We start from the raw sequence: 20719 nt of genomic DNA on the forward strand, positions 1-20719 counted from the left end.
GACGAAATCAATCATAAACCAACTTTATCTGCAAGTAAATATTATCCGGTTAAAAAAACCAATAAAACGCTTTTTCCAACATCTTACCCTTAGTTGTTTCTAATCAACGTGTAACGACTTCTCATTCACCAATTGCTCCAGCTGTTCCTTGGTGGTGCGCTTGATGGAAAGCTTTGGCAACTCGTTCAACGCAAAGTAATCGCTGTTGGAGGTTTCACTGTTTTTGATAAAGTCCCCTGCCAGAACCTCACATTCAAAGACCAACTTATAGTATTGAAACACTTGCGGAATGTCTTGTCTTAGATTCGTATCAAAAATTGCTCGCAGCTCCTTCACCTCTACTAGCAAACCGGTTTCTTCCAGCACTTCTTTTTTGATGTTTTCCCGAGGCGTCAAGCCAATCTCTGCATAGCCACCCGGCAGTGACCATTCTTTCGTCAGGCTGTCTTCCACTAGCAAGATTTTTTCGTCTTTTTGGATCAATGCTCGTACGTCGACTTTAGGTGTAGGATACCCCTCATTTTTTTCTATTAAAAGGGTCAACGCAGCTGCGTCTTGATCCACGACGGTACTCATCAAATGCAATGCCAACTCTTTGATTTCTTGGTATCGTTCCTTATCGTACACATCTTTGCCATAGTACAAACCTGCTTCAGCGATCGATAACAGGCGTTTGTATTGCGCAAAATAATCTTTCATCCATTCCCCGCCTTTTCCATTTCTCTGTTATGCTTCTTATTCTAGAGGAAATCGGCGGTTTTGCAAATGAAAGTCTTCTGAGACATAAGAAACAATCCGTCTTGCTTTGACAGCTAAACTTCCCCAAAAGCTGAATCATGAGAAATAGCTCCTCAAAAAAGCAGTTGGCATGTACCTAGAACAGGTATAACGCCCACTGCTTTGCTTATTTACTTAGCTCAATTGCGATTCTCTCGATCAATGGGCGATAATCCACTTGCTTGTAATCTTCCACATTGACTTCGATAAGCTCCCCTAACTGAAAGTCATCGTAACGGCGATCGGTGATGATTTGCCGAAACGCTTCTTTGGTTATATGGTTGGTTGCAGCTTGTCTATCTTCCAGCACATCCCCGTAATGGTATCGTTCCATGATAAAACTCAAATGACGGTCATCCGCTCGATCACGTATGAAACGTCTTTCCCATAAGGTTTCAAACGAGGCAGTCAAACGTATGGTCAAGCAGTCGTAGCCATAGCTTTGAGCGAGAAAAGTCAGCAAAGGCTTCTGCTTTTCACTAAAGGGGTATTCCGAGACCACCAAACGTTTTCCTAGAGACATGTACAAGCCCAATGCCTGATAGTAAAAAGGCCAAACATACTGCTTTTCGATCTGGGCTTTTTCTGCCAATGAATCAAAGCCGAGGGATTCGGCATAGCATTCTTTGATTTCATCTGGCGTAAGAGCGAAAAGATCAGGAAAACGTGTCTTCAACAGATTCAATAAATAACTTTTTCCAGTCCCAGGGCTGCCTGCCAATAAAACAAGCATCTTTTTGCGTACCATCTATTTGCCGATTGCAGTCGGCGCTTTCGTATTCATGAAAAGGCCGATCTTGTGCTTGACGATTTCTTTGATGGCTTCATTGGATGGGATCACGTTGTGGCGCAAAGATTTGTTGACTTCCGTTGCCCCAAAATTTTCTTTCGCAATCTTCGTCCAGTTGACCAACAATTCAGTACCTACATTAAACTTGCGAATGCCGTTATTGATCAATTCAGGATAATCTTCTTCCTTGACGCCAGTTCCTCCATGAATGACTAGCGGCACGTCGACGACTGCATGGATCTCCTTCAATAACGCAACATTCACTTCGGTTTTGGAGCGGAATTGGCCATGATTGGTTCCGATAGCGATGGCTAGCGCATCGACGCCAGTAGCAGCGACAAATTCTACCGCATCTTCTGGGCGTGTGAAGACTTTATCGTCTTCTTCCACATGAATGCCTTCTTCTGTGCCGCCGATCGTTCCTAGTTCTCCTTCGACGGACACCCCATGGGCATGGGCGTATTCTACGACTGCGCGCGTTTTCAAAATATTCTCTTTGAAGGGCAAATGCGAACCATCATACATCACCGAGCTATAGCCGCTATCAATCGCCGCTTTGATCTCATCGAAATCTCTGGCATGGTCCAAATGCAAGACAGCGTCCACCAGCTCGTGATCGGCAATCGTTTTGACGACATTGACCAAGACATCATAGCCGATGTATTTCGCCGTATCGATACTTGTTTGAATGATGATAGGTGCCCCCATCTCTTTGGCTGCCCGCAGCATGCTTGGCAGCATTTCTAAATTATGGGTATTAAAAGCCCCCACTGTAAAATTCAATGCTTCTGCTGTTTTCGTTACTTCTTTTAATGTTGTATACATCCTTGATTCCACCTCGTCTAGTTTAATTGCCGCTGATCGTAAGTTGTTTGGCGATTTGCCGCATTTCTTCCATTTTATCCATGTAATAGTCGATCTTTGCATCGTCGCCATTTCGTGCGGCGGCGGCACGCTGAGCATTGTAAAGGGACATCAGTTTTTTGTAGCCGTCCCCGATCGATTTCTTCGCCTGCAAACTTTTTTCCAATGCGTCGATCGCTTCTTCTGTGCGAGAAAGTTTTGCCTGGGCTAAGCCTAACGCTTCATACAATTTTGCCTGTTCGTCGATGTCGGTTTCTGCTTGCAACTGACTTTCTAAAGTTTTAATAAGCGCTTCTGCTTCTTGGCTTTCTTCAGAGGTCAAAGGAACCGCTGGTGTTTCTGTGGGCTTTTTTTCTTTTTTGAAAAAAGAGAACATGCGTCTTCCTCCTAGCGATTAAAAGTTTTTCAACAATGGACTGATGATCCAAGCATATAGCAGGGCTGCCGTGACGGTATCCACATCAGTTGCCGTAGCGTTAACAAAGCCCATTTGATTGAAGATCGTCACAAGTAGTGCTGGTAGTAACGTAATGAAGAAACCGTGGAAGATCCCTCCGATGATCGCCCCTCGACGTCCACCGACCGCATTGCCGAAGATCCCAGCGGTACCGCCGGCAAAGAAGTTCGTCAGCATCCCCGGCAAGATCATCGCCAAGCCAAAGACTGGTAAAACGAACATGGCGATGACTGTCCCAATCGTTGTAGTAATGAAGCCTAAAATAACTGCGTTTGGGCTATATGGGAAGAACACCGGGCAATCGAGTGCTGGTTTTGCATCGGGCACCAATTTCATGGCGATCCCACGAAACGCCGGGACAATCTCGCCTAAGAGCAATCGCACACCGGCTAACAAAACATAGACCCCAACCACGAATTGGATGGCTTGCAAGAAGGCATACATGATGTAATTTTGATCACCAGAGAGCGTAGAAGCAAAGGTTTCTCCAGCAAACAGGACCGTCACGATATACAGTGGAACCATCACGACCATGACAGAAAGATAGGTATCTTGTAAAAATTCAAAAGAACGTGGCAGTTTAATGTCTTCGATCGATTTTTTCTTCTCGCCTCTTTCTCCAAACAGATAGGCAACGCCTGCTTCAAAGAGGTAGCCGATCGTACAGAAATGTCCGAGAGCAATGTCGTCTGACCCAGTGACTTTGCGGATGATGGGCTGAGCCATCGCTGGCATCGCTACGGCAAAGATCGCCCCAATCAACCCACCGATAAGAATCAAGACAACGCCCCGTAAACCAGCGAAATAGCCAAAGACCGTCGTCATGGTCGCCATCCATAAAATGGCTTGACCCGTTAAGAAGATATATTTCCATTTTGTAAAGCGTGCCAATAAAATATTAAAAACAAAGATGGCTAAAAATGTCAGCGCTATGTCCCGACCCAAGCCCAACTCATTCATCGCTTGCCCGTTGATGGCTTCGATGGAAGGGATTATTCCTTGCATGTCGAATCCTTCTGTGAAAATCTCGCCGAAATAGGTCAAACTACCGACGATGATGCTAGAACCAGCGCTTAAAACCTGGAAGCCCAATAGCGTCTTCAAACTTCCTGAAATGACTTGACCTGCTGACTTTTTCTGAAGCAACAGCCCTAACATCGCGATCAAAGCGATCGTGATCGATGCCTGCGTTAAAATATTATCAATGATAAAATTGATGATGCCCATTTTTTCAAACTCCCTTCGTCATGCCTCTTCCTTACAGTGCGCCTTTTTCCGTTAATACTGGGATGATTTTTTCTTCGATTTCTGGTTTTGAAACGATGTTGCGTAAATAAATGATTGCGGTTGTCGGGTCCAAAGCAAACTTTTCAAATTGCGTCCGAAAATTCTCTGCCGTAATGATGATGTCTGGTTTCATTGATACTGCTGATGAGATATCGACATGATCCAATTTCGCCTCCACTCCTAATTTCGTTAAGACATCTTCTGTTGACATCTGAGCCGCAAAGCTGCTGCCAAGACCTGCACCGCATACGAATAAGATCGATAATTTGTTCATGATTTTTTCCCCTTTTCTTGTTTTTTATGAAAATAGCAATGATTGAAAAGCTTCAATCGTGGAACAAGCCAGCAACTGCGTGACTTTTTCTTCATCATTGATCAGTTTGATCAATTCCTTCATGATGGCAAGATGAGAGTAGGAGTCCACCGCAGCCAAGCAAAAAATGATTTTGACGGGGTCCATTTCTGGGTTCCCAAATGCGACTGGCGGCGCCAAGGTGAGGACACTCACACCCAACTGCTGGGCGCCATCTTCTGGTCGAGCATGCGCCAGCGCCAAATGTTTGCCAATGACGATAATAAGGCCCGTATTCCTCCACCGCCGCAACCATTGCCTCGATATAGCGTTTTTCGATGATCTGTTCTTTTAGTAGCGGCTGCGCAGAGCGTTCAATGGCTTCTTCCCAATTTTGAACAGGAACGTTTAATTGAATATGACTAGCGGATAAAACATCTTTTAACATTGGCTGAATCTCCCTTGCATTAATGGCTAATTGATTTTGTTCAAACAAGTGTGTCAATTTGCGATAGGCGGCAGCATCGACCGTCCCACCGCTTTCTTCAATGACTGTAAGCAATTGATTGAAGAACAGCGTGGCATTTTTTTGGTCAAAGGCGATCCGCTTGAATTGTTCATTGTTTTTTAAGAAACGGCGGATCACTTGGTGATTTTCTTCATTGATGATCGGTGGGATCAGTAATACCGGCTTTTCTCGATAATCGATCTCATAGGTTGAAAAAACCAGATCCACATCGAATTTCGTGATCAAATTGACTTCTTGTGAATTCAAGACTGCCGCAACTTCTACTTCTGGAAACTTCTCCTTGAGGCTGGCTGCCAGCAGATTGCCGGTTGCCATTCCATGGTTACAGACGACGACCGCCTTATAGATCGTAATAATCTCGTGGTTCAATGAACTTAGGGCTGTAGAAAAATGAATCACGAGAAATGTCAGTTCATCTTCTGATAGTGGTTGACCGACGATCTCTTCGATCGTGGGGGCGAATCCCTTGACGGCTTGGTAGATTTGTCCATAATTTTTGCGAACGGTCTCTTTGATCGGATTGGGTACTTGAATGCCGCTCTTGGCTCGAACGATCAGCGCTGCCATATGTTTATACAATCCCTCTAACAACTCTTCTTCCTTTTTACTAAAAGGGATCTTGGTTTGGCATTCCACAAATTGGATCAGCTGCAGCGACAAGAGTTGCGCATGCGCCCATTCGATGGAATTGGACAAATCTTTAAAATTCAGTGATTCGATGATGAAAGAAAGATAGTTGACTTCGATTTCTGGTGGCTCGATCGAAAAGGTTTCAGCGATCGCCTGGATATAGGCTGACCCTTGGAGCGGATTGCTGGAAGTAGACCAGTTCATGCGAGTGATAAATTCCTTCATTCTGATGCGCATCAGCCAAATGGCGGTAAATAATAAGATTTGGCTGCTGTACAACTCATTTTGATTTGGCGGCAACACTGCTTGCATCACTTGTTGGATCTGTTTGATTTCTTTTTGCGGCAAATAGCGATAAAGCAATTTTGTAAAGACTAAATCTGGGGTCTGTTTATCAAGTGGCAGTCTACCGATCCGCTGATTGATGATGTCAAAAATCATCGTCCGAATCGCTCGTTCCGATCCATTCAACCGCAGTCCTTTTTTTCCTAGACTAATGATCTCAATGCCATATTTATTGATGTCCGCCCGCAAACGGCGCATGTCTTCATCCATGCTGCTTTTCGATATCTGGTACGCTTCTTCTTTTTTATTCAACACCAGGATCTCTTTTGAAAATGTCAGATGCAGTAGCAGATCAAAACTACGCTCTTCACGGGTCATATATTCCGACTGTTGTGCCTGTAATGCCTGCCAAACGATGGCTTGCTGCTTTGAGGGCATTTTCAAAAGGATGCCCTTTCCTCGAAGGGTTTGGACCGGTCCGATGTGTAAGTCAGCGAGAAACGTGTTGATCTCATTCAAATCATTGCGGATCGTCCGCCCACTCGCTGCGGTCTCTTCTGCCAGTTGCTCGATGGATAGTGGATAATCAGTCACCAACAGGCGATGCAAAACATCTACGATTCGTTTTTTCACAACTTTCTCTCCTTCTCTGATTTGAGTATATGATTTCGCTTACAACAAAAAAAGTAGATGTTTCTGCCACTTTAGTTTGCAAAAATGTAAACGCTTCTATTTCGAAATAGGAATCTTTGCTCGATTATTTCATATTTTCCTTATTTTTCCTATCCGATGGAGAAAACGTTTAGATAGAGGATCAGATGCAAAAAAAGCAAGAGCAGCTGCTCTTGCTTTTCGATGATGGTGCATTCTATTGTGTTTGATCCGTCGTGTCTTCTGGCTTATTTCCCAGCGCTTGCTCCATTTGCTTTACTGCCCAATCCATTAGAAAGATCAACAGCATTGCCAGCACGCTGCCAATCAATGCCCCTGAAAAACGCAATGGGATCAATTTCAGTGGCGTAAAACTAGTACCGATCGTCATTAACAGCAGGACTTGTGGGTTGGTAAAGAAATTAGCAACGGTATAATTGACTGGCATAAAAAACTCCGTCAATATGTTTAGAATGATCAAGACAACTGCGATCGCTTCAAGGGGCATATGCAAGGACATCAATAAGAAACCCAGCAGCAGCCCTACGATTCCTCCCAGTACCCTGCCGATCGTGCGATTTTTGATTTTTTCCATATGTTCCCCTGCCAATACGGCAGCAGCGGAAATCAAGATCCAATACCCGTTGCTGTCCCGCAACAGATAGGCAATGTAGGTCGCAATAAACAATATCAAAGAAAAGTGCAGTGCTTTGATGACCATTTCTGGTTGCTGAGATAATGCCAGCGAATATTTCTCGTGCAAGCTCAGTTGTTGAAAAGCCGTTTTTTCTTCTTTCAACGGTAGCTGTTCAGCTAACGAAATCACCAGTCCAGCAAGCAATGAGCCTGCGATGCCGTAAAGCAAATAGGAACTGTGGTGCAAGATTTCTCCAAGATGAGCGGCGTGAAAGTTAAAGCCGGTGGCATAAAGCATCAACACGAAGAAATAATCCGGCTTGGGGATCCGCATCACTTTTGACAACAAAAACGCGGAAAACGATAAAGCACCGATAATAAAAGGCGCGCTCCAAGGAATCAGTGCTGTCCCAGCGCCTAAAATAAAGGCCAGCAGCAACGCCGCCCCGTGGGTCAAAATGGCGCGCAGATTATAAAAAAGGGACCGATGTTGAAAAGCTAAGTATGAAAAAGCCCCCATCGCCCCCACAGAACTTATCAAAGGGTCCTGAACAAGGATCCCTATAAACAAAGGAACCGCCATCGCAAACCCTGATCCTAACGGACGCAAGACTTTTCGTTTGTCTTTCATGCAATTCCTCCTATCAAAAAAATATGTACGATGATACAGCGTTTTATAAACAACGTCCTAAACTAGTATACGGAGCAAAAGATGAATATGCAAATTTTTTTCAGAAACTTTTCGATATAATCGTATCGATGTTTTCTTGATCAAATCATACGCTGGCACAAAACAGCCCTTACCAATAAAAAAAGAGAAGCATTCGCTTGGCAATAGACTACAAGCGAATCTCTCTACCTTTAGGCAAAATATTCTTCAATGAAGTGCTGGTGATTGTATCAACTATTAGTATTTCGCAGCATTCACCCGTTAGAATAACACTTGATGCACTCAATCAGCTAGTGTCTCACCCTAGTGATCACATGGACAGACTCTTGATACACCGACACGAGTCATTACCTTTGTTGCTGGTGTCTGGCGCGAATATTTCTCTCAATAGATAATTGAAACACTAAAGCACCGAAAACGGCGTCTTCAGTGCTGACCAATTTTCTTTTGTTTACTGCAAACGCCATTGAATGATTGGTTTGACAACGAGAATTGCTCTATAATCCTGTAGAATCGCCGTTTTCAAGCACTTCGATTAATCATAAAAAAGCTGACAGGGACGAGTGCTCTTTCAACCAACTGGCAAGAATCATCGGTTGCTTCTCTGCTTTAATTTTTCTTGGAAAAATCACCTTTTGCGATGGCTTTGTTCGTACAATAGTGGCCTTTGCCATGGGTCTGACGGACTTCCACCAATTTTTCTTGAATCATCTCGAGGATCACCATGAGATTGTCTTCATTGGCAACAAAGTCCAATTGATCCCCATCAATTTGCATTTTCGGACAGACATCAAAGTTTTCATACCATTCATCGTATCGCTGATTCAATTCTTTGTAATAGTCATACAATGTCGGATCATTGGCAATTTGTTCATAGGAACGCCCACGTTTATTGATCCGTTCAATCATTGTATCCAAGGAAACCTTAATATGAACCATTAAATCTGGATGTTTCAACGGCGCCGATTCTTCCAATTCCCGCAGCATCGTATTCAACAGGTTATCGTATTGTTCGACCTCCATCGGTGCGATGCGACCTAGATCCGCATTTAGATGAAACATCAAACTGTCCTCATAGATGGAGCGGTCAATGACATTGTCATCATTCGATAACGCTTCCCGCATCCCTAAAAAACTTTTGTTTAAGAAAAAAATCTGCAATAAAAAAGCGTATCGTTCTGGATTGGAATAAAACAATGGCAGAACATCGTTGTCCTCCACGTTTTCATAAAAAGGCTTCGACGCCATTTCCTTCGATAAAAAATCAGTCAAACTGCTTTTTCCTGCCCCGATCGTACCTGCGATTAATAACACATTCATCCATCCTTTATTAAATATAGTCACCGACAAATGCTCGGTGCGCCATCTCTTCAAAATCATACGTTGTTCGTGCCGCCAGATCAGTCAAATACGCTTGCACCGACTCCGTCAACATCAGATTGACCGCCGCGGCTTTTCCTGAAAAGCGATCACTGGTTTATTTCGTACGTGTGCTGCGCCGATTTCAAAGGCTGTTCCCGGATCAGTGATTCCTTCATGGTAATCCAAAACGGCAACGACGACGTCGGCTCGTGTCAATTCCAGCATGTCTTTTTCAAAAACTTCTCTCGCCCATTCCGGTGTATAGGGTTCAGATGAACTTTTTTGATACAAGCGCGGCGCATAGACCGCCAAGGGCTGCGGGTCCTCAGCTAAACTGCTTTCTGCTTGATTGAGTCGTGCGATTGGTTCGTTTGAAAAAAACGGTCCAGCTAAATAGACCTGCTTCATCCTGCCAAGCACTCCTTTCCTGACCCCTTCGCCGCCAATCGTTGGATCAACGACTCAACGTCAGATAGGAAAAAGAGCGTTTCCGGCAGTTCAGCCCAAGCAAAGCTGGAAGCTTCAAACATTTTTAGCAGTGGCTTCAGTCCATCCTTCAAGCCTTCGTTCATCAACACACCGATTGGCTTGACTGGCAATTTCCCAAGAGTCATAAAAGAGCATATTGATGACAACTCCTCTAGTGTACCAAATCCACCAGGTAATACAAGATAGGCATCGCTCATTTCCAGCAATTGTTGTGTTTGTTCCTCCCTCGTATCCGTATAGAACTCAGTATAGGTGCTTGATCCAGTGACGATTGGCGGCAATTCTTCTGCAAAGGAACCTGATGGATAGATCCCTGTCACTGCGCCTTCTTTTTCAAAGACCCCTTTCACGATCTCCCTCATCAAGCCAGCCAAAGGGCCGCAATACACCAACTCGATGTGATTTTTTGCCAAGGCATTGCCGATGGCACGAGCGGTCTTTGCCAACTTTTTCTCATTTTCTAAACGGGTCCCGCAACATACAGTTACTCTCAAAAACAACAGCTCCTTCTTCACTACACCTGCTATTTTACACAATCTATTAAAAAAGTAAATACTACATATTGTGCTTTATTTAGATAAAAATCGATCTATTCACTATATATTGTATGAATCCGTTTACGTCTTTTCGCTTTCCCTTAAACGTTACAAACTTTGAAAATAGCAGATAAGAAAAAACAGAATCAGCTGCCATCGATTGCCTCAGTCCTCTTTCATCCCACATAAAAAAACACGATGCAGGTAGGCTCGTGTTTTTTTATCCATCACTTTTTTTCTCTTGTCCAAGCAAAATTTAGCAAAAATCTGTATAAAAAAATTATTTTTCGTCGGTGGCTGCTTTCAGTTTTTTCAAATCTTCTTGCTCGACAAAAAAGGTCACTTCTCCTGTTTCTAAATCGACGGATGCTTTGACTTCAACCCCTTTTGGGAAAAACTTGCTGGCATCGGTCTCGATTTTCAAACGCATCGTTCCATCTTTCAATCCAGCGCCATAGGTCATCGTACGAAAGTTCTTTTTCATTCCTGCTCGCTCCTTTTTTAATAGCTCATCGACACTGCACCCATAAAGGGTACTCAGTTTTAATAAATTCAAACTGTCTGGTACCGTCTTGCCGGTTTCCCAATTTGAGATCGATGTGCGGGTCACTAAAATTTTTGTTGCTACTTCTTCTTGGCTCATTTGCTGTGTGACTCGATGGTTCTTTAGTGCTTCCCCAATCGTCATCTTGCCCTCCTTCTCCTACCTTAACGCAGACCTGCTGTGATTTCTGCTCAAATCCATTGATATTACGGCATTGTCAAACAGTTTTGACAGGATTTTCTTTAACGAACTCTCCGTGATAGCGGTTTTCTTTCTATCATAGATGAAAAAAGAATAAATGACTAGAAAATGATTTTTTTATTTCGACTATATTACGACAAAAAAAGTAGCACGAATAAATCGTACTACTTGAGAAAACATGACCTGTTGTTAACGGTGGATCGTCACTTCTTTTTTGACTTCCACGGTGATGCGGCCATTTTTGATGACCACTAAACGTTCAGGAATATCGATCAGCACATCGGCTTTTCTCTGGGTATCTAAAAGAATCAAATCTGCGCGGTTGCCAACAGCGATCCCATAGTCTTTGATATTTAATGCTTTGGCGGTATTGGTCGTAATCATTGGCAAGACTGTCGGCAGGTCATCGGCGCCGCCTAAATGCGCCACTGGCACAGCCAACATAGCGATTTGAATCAAATCACCGTTGCCATAGGGCGTAAAGGCGTTACGAATATTGTTGCTGCCTAAGCAAATATTCACACCGGCATCACGTAATTTGCGAATCGGCGTAACGGCACGACGAACGTTGTAGGCATCATTTCTAGCACCTAAGTGTAAGTCGGTCGCAGGCAACGGCATCACATTGATTTGGGCTTTGACCATCAAATCGATAACTTCTGCCAGCTGATCCGGTTCCATAGCGTGCAGCGCAGTCAAATGTCCTACAGATACCCGACCTTGGTAGCCTTCTGCGATGGTTTTTTCACACAGGTAGACGATCGATGTATCGTCTGCTTCGTCAGCAAAATCCTGATGCAAGTCAATGTCTTTGTCAAATCGTTTGGCGATCTCAAAGATCAAGTCGATGTGTTCATTGGCTGGCGCATCATTGTAAGGAATGCCGCCAACGACATCGGCGCCTTTCTCCATCGCTTCGATCATCATTTTATCCGTCCCTGGGGCTTTAAAAATTCCTTCTTGCGGAAAGGCAACGACCTGAATGTCGATCAGGTCTCGGTATTCTTCTTTTAAGCGCATGATGGTGTCAAACCCTGTGAAGCCTTGCGCCGGATCAAATTCGGCATGGGTGCGAACAGCAGTCGTACCATGTACGATCAGCATTTCTAATGCACGTTTCGCTCGATCATAAATATCTTCTTCGGTAAAAGTCGGTTTGAGCTTTGCCGTAACTTGGATCGCTTCTTGTAATGTACCTGAATTATTAGGTTCACGATCGGCAATCAAGGCTTTGTCTAAGTGGATATGGCTTTCGATCAATCCGGGAATCACCACTTTGCCTTTCGCCTCAATCGTTTTTGCTGCTGATTCTTCAATGTTGGGTGCAACTGCGGTGATTTTTCCTCCTGAAATGGCAATGTCTACTAATTCTGCATCGTCTTCAAGACGTGCTTGCTTGATCAATAAATCCATGTTTTCCTCCTATCCATCAGCCAAACACTAAGCCGATGACTAATAATAATACGGCTGCTAAACTCAACCACTTCACGTTTCCTTTGACCACATCTAGAATCGGAATTTGGAAACCAGAAGATAAAGCTTGCATCGTAATGTTGACGAAACTCATTTGACTGCCGAGTCCAACCCCCATCGTTACAAAACCAAGAGCTAACACTGGGAAGCCTAATGAAACGGCAACTGGTAACACTAATGTTAATACGGAGCCAACATAGGCACCTGCGGGAATCCCAATCAAGACACCCGTCAAGATCGCCACGGGAACGACGATCGCTGCGGGGGCATTTTGTGCCGCACCAGCAATAACAGCAAATGTCCCAGTTTCAGCGATCACGTTGATGAAGGCTAAAAAGATCCCCACTTGGAACAAGCGGGTCAAAATATACGTGGATCCGTCCACCATCGCTTCCACCGATTGATTCATCGAAAAGTCGGTACAAACAAAAATCAACGCCAACGTGACCACCATATAAACTAGCGGCGTAAAGAGGACAAAGCCGATCAGGTCATTGATCAACGGGCCAAAGATGACCGCAAAAAGCAAGAAGATCGCAGGCAATGTCGTTTTGAATAACTCGCCATTGCTTTTGTTTTCGTACTCTTGGTTGGCTGATTCTTTGAAGCCCAGATGACGACGCTTGGTCCCGAAGAATGCCAATAAAATCGCCAAACCAACGAATAACAACCAAAATGGGCGCATTTGATCGACATAAGAAGCGACACTAAAGCCGCCCAGTTCAGACACGATACTAGATTCCAAAGAGGCAGGAGAGGTCGTAAAGGAGACAGCTGCCGCTAACGACATCGCTGCGATCAATTCGGGTACCACCCCAACTGCCGCAAATGCTAATGGTGCGATCACCATTGCACTCCCGCCGCCGATCCCAGACATATAAGTCGCTGCTGCCAATAAGATGACAATAAAACCAGCCACATATTCCACTTTTCCTTTGGTCCCTCTTTTGGCTAAGGTTAAGGCTGCCGTATAACTACCGGCTTTGAAGACCGCCATCGCTACAGCGGAATTGATGATTGGCACCGTAATACTTAACATCGTCGGAATAGCTTCCAACAGTTGCGAATTGGCTTCAGCTAAACTGATCCCGCCAATAATCATCGCCAATATCCCAGCAATCAAGCCAGCAATGATCATATCTACTTTTTTAAAGAGTAAAACCAGTACTAACACTAACGGAATCAGTACTAAAAATGCTTTGACTCCAGTTGGTGCAACGATCTCATTGATCGCTTCTGCCGCAAACACTGTTCTTTCTGAAAAGATAAAAAGAATGAGAGCCATAAACAGTGAGACGAACGTTCCCTTTTTTTTCATCACATTTCTCCTAACTTATATGAATCTTCATATAATAAATGTTGTGTTGCTATGGGGTGTTGCTGATTGATTTTTCCGCTGATTTTTCTCTGGTGTTTCCCACCTTCTTTCCTCGAAGAAAGGAACCAAGCAAAAGGAACCTGCTTTTTCGACCTTTTTCGCCACTTTTTCTTTCTCTATTATAATTCTTGTTGTTAACGCTTTCTTTGGACATTATTCTAAAATAAATCTTCGTTTTTTATCCAATTGGCTAAACGCGCAGAAAAAAGCGCGGCCTGTGGAGAAAAGAGCCTTCATTTGATCCTCTGGCCTTTTCTCGGAGCCCCGCTTTTTTGATGTATCTTCTGCCTATGATCGTTTTTCCCCTCGGTTTGTCCAGCGTTTCAGTTTATAAAAAAGCATCAGTTGCTTGCGCGCTCGCTTGATCCGCTGGTAGCGCTTGGGCTGCTTCTTGTAAAATTCTTGATGGTAGTTTTCCGCTGGCCAAAAGGGTGCAGCCATGCGGATCTCGGTCACGATGGGTTGCTGATAATAACCAGATTGTGCTAGTTCCTTTTTGGCTCGTTGCGCAAGCACTTCTTGCTCAGCAGTCGTATAGAAAATGATTGGACGATAAAAATTGCCGCGATCTTGAAATTGTCCGAAAGCATCTGTCGGGTCTGTCACTTGCCAATACAACTGTAACAAGTCCTGATAGGTGATGATTTTGGGATCAAAAATGATCTCTACTGCTTCGACATGCCCTGTTGTTCCACTTAGTACTTGATCATACGTCGGATTCGGGACTGTTCCCCCAGTATACCCCGACAAAACGGAAAGAATGCCCGGCTGGTCTTCAAAAGGCTCTACCATACACCAAAAGCAGCCGCCAGCAAAAATAGCCACTTCTTGTGCTTTTCCACCTGTTTCGGTCGGCTCCACGGAAACTTCTGCTGGTTGGGCTTTGCTTGTTTCTTCATTCATTGCCTTTTTCGGTGCTGGCTGGCTGATTGTTTGATAAAACTCGGCGACATTCGGGGTCAGATTGTTTCTCAGTGCCAAAGGACGCAACGACGCTTCTAGTTTTTCCAAAACCCGCCTGGTCTGTTGGTCTTCAAGACTATTTGACGATTCCTTTTCGTGTTTGCCTGCTTTTTGTTTGGTCGCCAGCTGGGTTTCCAAGGTATTTTTCGCTTGCACCAGTTGTTCTCGTTCCCACTGTCTCGTGCCAGGATGCAAGATCAAATTATAGATTTCTGACAGCCACGCCATCGTTGTTTGCTTCATCACCATTGCCCCTTTGCCTCATGAACGAGCCGCTTTTACTCCTTGTTTGGTTGCACTGTACCATAGTTTCGACGATTCGCCCAATTTGATGCCCAAGAAACGTTCAAGAGAATGTCTCGAACGTTTTTGGCTTTTGTATGGGTTAGTTCTTATTCATCCTCTGAGGGATCAGCTCAGTATCATTGGTGGGTACGCAATTGGGCATTCATTTTTTTTAGAAACATTGAAGCGGAATGAGATAGGATTGCCAATTTCAAAGAGTGATCAAGAACCACTCAATGCAAATGAACCTTTGCCTTTGTTGGTAAATACGCAATTTTTCTACAATCCGTTTAAATAGTCATCGGTTTTCATCACCGTAGAGAAGGTTTCCAACGCCGATAAAAACGCTCGTTGAACAGCTTCCGCAGGAATTTCGTGTGCTTCAAATGTTAATGCTTTCGTTGCCGTGGCATCAGAAATCAGTATGGGCTGATAACCGAGTTCTTTACTAGCTCTTGTGGTTGAATCGATGCACATATGCGTCATCATCCCAGTGATGATAACTTGTTGAACACCTAAAGAGTCTAACGTCTCTTTTAAATTTGTTTCAATGAAGGAGTTAGGAAAGTGCTTTTCGATAATAATAGAAGAATGCGTTGTTTTTAACTGTTCATGCAGCAGTACACCTTCGGTCCCTCGTTCAAAAAAATCAGCTGCTTCTTGATGGTTGATGTGTTGGATATAGATGATCGGGAGTTGCTTTTCGATAAAAGACGCTTCTAGTTTATTTATGTTTGCAAGCGCCTGTTCAGGGGAATGAAGGGCCATTCTTCCTTCTTTAAAATAATCATTTTGGACATCAATCATTACTAAAGCTTTTTTCATAGAATCACCATTTCTTTTCTTATTTGTTATAATCCAGTATAAATACATATGAACCTACAACAAAGTGTCTCTTGAAAAAGATAAAGTCAATTTACTTTCATTATGAAAGGAGGAACCCTTATGGACATCATCGATGAACAAATCCTAGCTATCCTGAAACACAACAGCAAATTATCGAACAAAGAAATCGGCGAAATGGTCCACCTGACGGGACAAGCCGTGGGCAATCGGATCTTGAAATTGCAAGATGAGGGAATCATTCAGCGATTTAGTATTGTAGTAAACTACCCAAGTACGCAATACATCCGGTTTTTTATGGATTCAAATCGCTATACAGCTTTTGAAGCCTTCGTGAATCAATACAAAGAAATTGAGGTCTTTCATAAAGTTTCGGGTCAAGCTTGTTATCTCTTGGTCAGTCATTTTACAGATGTAACCTTCCCTTTATTTATAGAGAGTCTCTCAAAATGGGGCAGGTATAGTGTAGAAACCTTTGTGGCTGACAAACTCAATCATGGGGATGTTTGATGTTAGCCGCTTGCTAAAGGGTTGTGGAATAAAGCTTTCACTGGAGCGGTGAGAGGGATAAGAAAAAGGGGCAAAACGATTTGAATTTTTTCCTTTTAAATGAATTGTTCGAAATTCATTGTCCTAATTATATTAATTAAACTTGAGAAAGCAAAAAGCGAATCAAGTGTGGATTCGCTTTTTGCTTTCATCTAGGATAGTAAAAAATATTGATAATTTTTGCGAGAACTTATTTAACACTTGTACCTTGAGTGTTAACATATCCAATCCATGTATTTGTATTATCATATAAGGAATAGAAGGTCTTTCCATTTCCTAATGTATATTTTACTTTAGCAGTGTAACTATTACCATACAACTGACCTGCTTCGAATTTTTTACTAGTCCAATAAAAATTGTTCCACATAGGATAGTTTTTGCTAGTAATCTGTACTTCTATGTTAATATTTTCAGTTCTTAAATCTTCAGTAGCATCAGAATTAATATAACCTATCCAAGTGTCGCCCTGATATATAGAATAAAATATCTTTCCATTTGACAGAGTATATTTATATTTTGCTTTATAGACCAAACCACTCGAATAATTTTCTGTACTTCCTAATTTACTCGTCCAATATAGGTTTCCCCAAATCGGATAATTCTTCGTCGCACTGACAAATTTATCAATATTTTCAGCCTTTAAATCAATAACCGCTTCAGCATTGATATAACCAAACCATTGATCACCACGATAGAGAGAATAAAACTTTTTACCATTTGTCAAAGTATAACTAACAGATGCATAGTACACCGGATTATCGGCGAAATCAGAAGTATCACCTAGTTTACTAGTCCAATAGAGATTTCCCCATCTTGGATAATTTTTAGTTGCCATAATATTTTTATTCTCGCTTGTAGCGGTTAATTCTTCAACTGCTACAGTATTAATAAATCCTACAAAGGAATCTCCACGATATAGTTCATAAAATGTTCTACCATCACTAAAAGAGATTTGATTTTTCGCATAATAAACTAAACCATCTTGAAAATTAGAAGTATTTCCATTTTGAGAAGTAAATTCCAAGTTGTTCCATAGTGGATAATTACTGACCGCCATAACCGTTTTTCCATAAGACACTGTTTGGTATTCTGATAGATCCATCCTGATGGCAAATGATGGATAGAAACTGTCCCAGATTGGAGATAATTCAACCGTTCTTCCAAAAGTTGGAGCATGAATATACTGATTATTTCCAATATAAATGGCAGTATGACTCGTTTTCCCTCTACTTCCCCAAAAAAGTAAGTCACCTGGTTTAGCCTCAGAGATAGGAATTTGCTTTCCAGCATACTCTTGCTCCCACGTCAATTTTCCGACATCTTTTCCTGTAACTTGATTAAAAACATAATAAACTAAGCCAGAACAATCAAATTTGTCAGGTCCCAATCTATCAGGATTTGTTTGAGTATATGGTTTCCCTATATGTTTTTTTGCTTCTGCTACAATTTGCTCTCTTTGACTCAGATTACCGCCTGATAATGAACGAGATACGACCTCTCTTGTTAGTTGATTATTTTGAGAATTAATTTTATTGATGAATTCTACATATTCTTCATATGTCATAACTGAACTACGATTATCCTTTGAATAGTCTTCAAAAGTCACCTGCCCATCGTCAAACTCGTCTGCTTGTACAGATTGAAATGTGAAATTATGAACAAAGAAACAACCAATTCCCAATAATAAAATACCCCATACACGTTTTTTCACTTTATCTCCCCCTTGTATTTTTATCTTAAAAGTATATCACGGTTTTTTCAGTAAATAAAGGATGTAAAGATATAAATATAGATGAATAATAACTTCTAAATTTAACGATTCTGATTTTTCCGAGAATTTTTTTGGTTCTCTCAAAACTATGACAATATTTTAAAAAGAAAATAACCAAAAAATGATTCGATACCGGCTCTTCTTATTTCCAGCTTTTATATCTTTGAATGTTTACTCCAAAAAGCTTCTACTGGAAGTAGTTTGATTGTTTCATAATCATTTCCTAAAAAGACCTACTTTTCTTCCTATTTGACTGTGCTGTACCCTAGCTTCGCAACTTCGACAAGTAAATGCAAAAAATCGTTCGTGTAGAAACACTCGAACGATTTTCGTATTTTCTTCTATTCTATCGGCCTTGTGTTGGAGTTTCTTCCTTTTGCAACGTCATGATGACTGGACCTTCTTTGGTGATGGCGATCGAATGTTCATATTGGGCACAATAGCTCCCGTCAATCGTGCGTGCTGTCCAGCCGTTTGGGTCCATCTTCATGCGCCAAGTGCCGGTCGTGATCATCGGTTCGATGGTGATCGTCATGCCCTCTTTCAAACGAATTCCTTTGCCAGGTAACCCGAAATGAGGAAAGAATGGTTCTTCATGAATGGTTGGGCCAATGCCGTGAGCAATAAAGTCCCGCACGACACCATACCCTTTTTCTTCAGCGAAGCTTTGGATCGCATAACCAATATCGCCGACTCGGTTGCCAACCTGTGCTTGCTCGATGCCTCTCATCAAGGCTTCTTTCGTTACTTCCATCAGTGCTTGATGTTCTGGCGAAATCTCTCCTACAGCATATGTCCAACAGCTGTCAGAGATTGCTCCTTTGTAATCGACACAAAAATCGACTTTGACGACATCGCCTGATTTTAAAACATATTCTGAAGGGAAACCATGACAAATCTCTTCATTGACACTGATACACGTCGCAAATTCATACCCTTCAAACCCGATTTGCGCGGCTGTTGCCCCTGCAGCTTCTATCTGTTGATGGACAAAGGCGTTGATTTGGTTCGTGGTGATACCGGGAACGATTTTTTCCCGTAGCTGCTCGTGAATACTTGCCAAGATACGACCAGAAGTTTTCATTTGTTCGATCTCTCGCGGGGATTTTAATGTGATCAATAGATGATCTCCTTTCCTTAAATAGCCATTACCATGTTTCTTTTAATAATACACCTCATCTAGAAATAAGCCATGAGAAGGCACTGTTTCACCAGCTGCTTGTCGTACTTTATCGGCTAACACTTGATCGATCACTTCTGGCGGTAGCGTGCCATCGCCAATGGCAATCAGTGTGCCTGTCAAGATTCGGACCATTTTATGCAAAAAGCCGTTGCCTTTGAAGGTAAACCGCAATAGGTCGCCTTCTGGTGTGATAGTGATTTCATCGATTGTGCGCACCGTTGATTTTTTTGATTTTTTCAACGCAGAAAAGCCAATAAAATCATGGGTGCCGATCAACTTCTCAGCCGCTTGCTGCATTTTTTCCAAATCAAGGGGCTGCGGGCAATGAAAACTGGTATTGCGAGCAAAGACCGATGGGATCGCGTTGTTCCAAACATAATAGCTGTATTGCTTGCCTTTAGCGTGATAGCGTGCATGGAATCGTTCAGGCACTTCTTCAATCTTGTTGACAACGATGTCTTGCGGCAAATAGCGGTTAAAGAACTGCTGCATCTCTGGCAAACTCATTTGATGGGTCGTCTTGAAATTTGCCACTTGTCCTCGAGCATGCGTGCCCGCATCGGTTCTACCAGAACCCACGATCTCAATTTCTTCTCCCGTCAATAATTTGATGACCCCTTCAACTTTTTCTTGGATCGTTTTTTCAGAATCTCCTAGTCGTTGCCACCCTAAGTAGCGCTTGCCGTCGTATTCAATCGTTAGTTTGATATTTCGCATGGTTGTTGCTCCTTTTTACCGGTAGTACCGGTGGTTAATTTTTTCTATTATACTGCTTAAGATATTTACTTATGATACGGCGCCCCCGTATTGATTCGATACGCGCGATAAATCTGCTCCAATAAGATCAGTTTCATGAGTTGGTGGGGGTAGGTCATTTTGCCAAAGGAGATTTTGGCATCACTGCGAGTCATGACTTCTTGGCTTAAGCCTAGGGAGCCGCCGATGACGAAGGTCAGTTGGCTTTTTCCTTGGATGCCGAGTTGATCGATTTGTTTGGCGAAGGCTTCGCTGGTGGGATTGGTGCCTTCGATTGCTAAGGCAAAGACATATTCGGTGTCTTTGATTTTGGCTAAAATGCGCTGGCCTTCTTTTTCTTTGATTTGCAGCATTTGGGCTTCACTCAAGGTTTCTGGTGCTTTTTCATCTGGTACTTCGATAAACTCAAGCTTTGCGTATGCCCCCAATCGTTTGGCGTACTCGTTGATTCCTTGAACGAGGTACTTTTCTTTTAGTTTTCCTACCGTGACGATTTTGATTTTCATAGATTTCTCCTC

20 protein-coding genes and 1 pseudogene are annotated in these 20719 nt (G+C 42.7%); 1 reads left to right on the plus strand and 20 read right to left on the minus strand.

The window, feature by feature from the left end; genetic code table 11:
• Positions 1–99: 99 nt before the first annotated feature.
• The 16 genes and pseudogenes from IGK63_RS11080 to IGK63_RS11155 all read right to left on the minus strand — a co-directional run bounded on the left by IGK63_RS11080 (position 100) and on the right by IGK63_RS11155 (position 15924).
• Positions 100–699 carry an NUDIX hydrolase N-terminal domain-containing protein gene (locus IGK63_RS11080; RefSeq protein ID WP_016613623.1) on the minus strand — a complete coding sequence of 200 codons (600 nt, stop codon included), beginning with the start codon at positions 697–699 and terminating at the stop codon, positions 100–102.
• A 205-nt stretch (positions 700–904) separates the two neighbouring features.
• Positions 905–1525, minus strand: a complete 621-nt coding sequence (locus tag IGK63_RS11085; protein ID WP_016613624.1) for a zeta toxin family protein — start codon at positions 1523–1525, stop codon at positions 905–907.
• A complete protein-coding gene (locus IGK63_RS11090; protein ID WP_005234664.1) occupies positions 1526–2392 on the minus strand; it encodes a class II fructose-bisphosphate aldolase in 867 nt (288 codons plus the stop codon).
• Between the two features lie 22 nt (positions 2393–2414).
• Complete coding sequence (locus IGK63_RS11095; protein ID WP_016613625.1) at positions 2415–2807, minus strand: hypothetical protein; 393 nt, start codon at positions 2805–2807, stop codon at positions 2415–2417.
• Between the two features lie 18 nt (positions 2808–2825).
• Positions 2826–4115: a PTS sugar transporter subunit IIC gene (locus tag IGK63_RS11100; RefSeq protein WP_005234662.1), complete on the minus strand. Its 1290-nt coding sequence runs from the start codon at positions 4113–4115 to the stop codon at positions 2826–2828.
• 31 nt (positions 4116–4146) lie between these two features.
• Complete coding sequence (locus IGK63_RS11105) at positions 4147–4449, minus strand: PTS sugar transporter subunit IIB (RefSeq protein ID WP_015509266.1); 303 nt, start codon at positions 4447–4449, stop codon at positions 4147–4149.
• Between the two features lie 24 nt (positions 4450–4473).
• Positions 4474–6544: pseudogene (locus tag IGK63_RS11110) on the minus strand (BglG family transcription antiterminator).
• Between the two features lie 235 nt (positions 6545–6779).
• Positions 6780–7829 (minus strand): FUSC family protein, encoded by a 1050-nt coding sequence (locus tag IGK63_RS11115; RefSeq protein WP_005234658.1) that lies wholly within the window; start codon positions 7827–7829, stop codon positions 6780–6782.
• A 648-nt stretch (positions 7830–8477) separates the two neighbouring features.
• Entirely contained in the window at positions 8478–9182 is a 705-nt protein-coding gene (locus IGK63_RS11120; RefSeq protein WP_086316414.1) for a deoxynucleoside kinase, read from the minus strand.
• Between the two features lie 120 nt (positions 9183–9302).
• Entirely contained in the window at positions 9303–9638 is a 336-nt protein-coding gene (locus IGK63_RS11125) for a nucleoside 2-deoxyribosyltransferase (RefSeq protein ID WP_016613630.1), read from the minus strand.
• Positions 9635–10213, minus strand: a complete 579-nt coding sequence (locus tag IGK63_RS11130; RefSeq protein ID WP_034872339.1) for an LOG family protein — start codon at positions 10211–10213, stop codon at positions 9635–9637. Before IGK63_RS11130 ends, IGK63_RS11125 begins: the two co-directional genes overlap by 4 nt.
• 322 nt (positions 10214–10535) lie before the next feature.
• Entirely contained in the window at positions 10536–10943 is a 408-nt protein-coding gene (locus tag IGK63_RS11135; RefSeq protein ID WP_016613633.1) for a helix-turn-helix domain-containing protein, read from the minus strand.
• Positions 10944–11189: 246 nt separating this feature from the next.
• The gene (locus tag IGK63_RS11140) at positions 11190–12413 is read right to left on the minus strand and encodes an amidohydrolase family protein (protein ID WP_016613635.1); all 1224 of its coding nucleotides are present in this window, start codon (positions 12411–12413) and stop codon (positions 11190–11192) included.
• A 16-nt stretch (positions 12414–12429) separates the two neighbouring features.
• Entirely contained in the window at positions 12430–13791 is a 1362-nt protein-coding gene (locus tag IGK63_RS11145; RefSeq protein ID WP_005225442.1) for a hypothetical protein, read from the minus strand.
• 348 nt (positions 13792–14139) lie between these two features.
• Positions 14140–15063: a peptide-methionine (S)-S-oxide reductase MsrA gene (gene msrA / locus IGK63_RS11150; RefSeq protein ID WP_016613637.1), complete on the minus strand. Its 924-nt coding sequence runs from the start codon at positions 15061–15063 to the stop codon at positions 14140–14142.
• A 315-nt stretch (positions 15064–15378) separates the two neighbouring features.
• Positions 15379–15924 carry a cysteine hydrolase family protein gene (locus IGK63_RS11155; RefSeq protein ID WP_034872341.1) on the minus strand — a complete coding sequence of 182 codons (546 nt, stop codon included), beginning with the start codon at positions 15922–15924 and terminating at the stop codon, positions 15379–15381.
• A gap of 120 nt (positions 15925–16044) precedes the next feature.
• On the opposite strand from IGK63_RS11155, the gene IGK63_RS11160 reads away from it, so the two are divergent.
• Entirely contained in the window at positions 16045–16452 is a 408-nt protein-coding gene (locus IGK63_RS11160; protein WP_008379099.1) for an Lrp/AsnC family transcriptional regulator, read from the plus strand.
• A gap of 229 nt (positions 16453–16681) precedes the next feature.
• Here the strand turns inward: IGK63_RS11160 and IGK63_RS11165 are convergent, their stop codons facing one another.
• The 4 genes from IGK63_RS11165 to rlmH form a co-directional block, all read right to left on the minus strand.
• On the minus strand, positions 16682–18202 hold the full coding sequence (locus IGK63_RS11165) for a C40 family peptidase (protein WP_016613641.1): 1521 nt from the start codon (positions 18200–18202) through the stop codon (positions 16682–16684).
• 406 nt (positions 18203–18608) lie between these two features.
• Positions 18609–19382, minus strand: coding sequence for a type I methionyl aminopeptidase (gene map / locus IGK63_RS11170; protein ID WP_034872343.1), 774 nt, complete (start codon positions 19380–19382; stop codon positions 18609–18611).
• Positions 19383–19424: 42 nt separating this feature from the next.
• Positions 19425–20162 (minus strand): tRNA pseudouridine(38-40) synthase TruA, encoded by a 738-nt coding sequence (gene truA, locus IGK63_RS11175; RefSeq protein ID WP_005225435.1) that lies wholly within the window; start codon positions 20160–20162, stop codon positions 19425–19427.
• Between the two features lie 65 nt (positions 20163–20227).
• Entirely contained in the window at positions 20228–20707 is a 480-nt protein-coding gene (gene rlmH / locus IGK63_RS11180) for a 23S rRNA (pseudouridine(1915)-N(3))-methyltransferase RlmH (protein WP_005234604.1), read from the minus strand.
• Positions 20708–20719 lie beyond the last annotated feature (12 nt).

This window comes from Enterococcus sp. AZ040, from assembly GCF_050499185.1.
Taxonomy (GTDB): domain Bacteria; phylum Bacillota; class Bacilli; order Lactobacillales; family Enterococcaceae; genus Enterococcus_D; species Enterococcus_D entomosocium.

Bases quoted from the DNA above. Each gene is read 5' to 3' on its own strand.
- IGK63_RS11085 (WP_016613624.1), bottom strand. From the start codon at position 1,525: ATGGTACGCAAAAAGATGCTTGTTTTATTGGCAGGCAGCCCTGGGACT.
- IGK63_RS11100 (WP_005234662.1), bottom strand. From the start codon at position 4,115: ATGGGCATCATCAATTTTATCATTGATAATATTTTAACGCAGGCATCG.
- IGK63_RS11115 (WP_005234658.1), bottom strand. From the start codon at position 7,829: ATGAAAGACAAACGAAAAGTCTTGCGTCCGTTAGGATCAGGGTTTGCG.
- IGK63_RS11135 (WP_016613633.1), bottom strand. From the start codon at position 10,943: ATGACGATTGGGGAAGCACTAAAGAACCATCGAGTCACACAGCAAATG.
- IGK63_RS11155 (WP_034872341.1), bottom strand. From the start codon at position 15,924: ATGAAAAAAGCTTTAGTAATGATTGATGTCCAAAATGATTATTTTAAA.
- IGK63_RS11160 (WP_008379099.1), top strand. From the start codon at position 16,045: ATGGACATCATCGATGAACAAATCCTAGCTATCCTGAAACACAACAGC.
- rlmH (WP_005234604.1), bottom strand. From the start codon at position 20,707: ATGAAAATCAAAATCGTCACGGTAGGAAAACTAAAAGAAAAGTACCTC.
- truA (WP_005225435.1), bottom strand. From the start codon at position 20,162: ATGCGAAATATCAAACTAACGATTGAATACGACGGCAAGCGCTACTTA.
- IGK63_RS11090 (WP_005234664.1), bottom strand. From the start codon at position 2,392: ATGTATACAACATTAAAAGAAGTAACGAAAACAGCAGAAGCATTGAAT.
- IGK63_RS11145 (WP_005225442.1), bottom strand. From the start codon at position 13,791: ATGAAAAAAAAGGGAACGTTCGTCTCACTGTTTATGGCTCTCATTCTT.
- IGK63_RS11105 (WP_015509266.1), bottom strand. From the start codon at position 4,449: ATGAACAAATTATCGATCTTATTCGTATGCGGTGCAGGTCTTGGCAGC.
- msrA (WP_016613637.1), bottom strand. From the start codon at position 15,063: ATGGTGATGAAGCAAACAACGATGGCGTGGCTGTCAGAAATCTATAAT.
- IGK63_RS11125 (WP_016613630.1), bottom strand. From the start codon at position 9,638: ATGAAGCAGGTCTATTTAGCTGGACCGTTTTTTTCAAACGAACCAATC.
- IGK63_RS11080 (WP_016613623.1), bottom strand. From the start codon at position 699: ATGAAAGATTATTTTGCGCAATACAAACGCCTGTTATCGATCGCTGAA.
- IGK63_RS11095 (WP_016613625.1), bottom strand. From the start codon at position 2,807: ATGTTCTCTTTTTTCAAAAAAGAAAAAAAGCCCACAGAAACACCAGCG.
- IGK63_RS11140 (WP_016613635.1), bottom strand. From the start codon at position 12,413: ATGGATTTATTGATCAAGCAAGCACGTCTTGAAGACGATGCAGAATTA.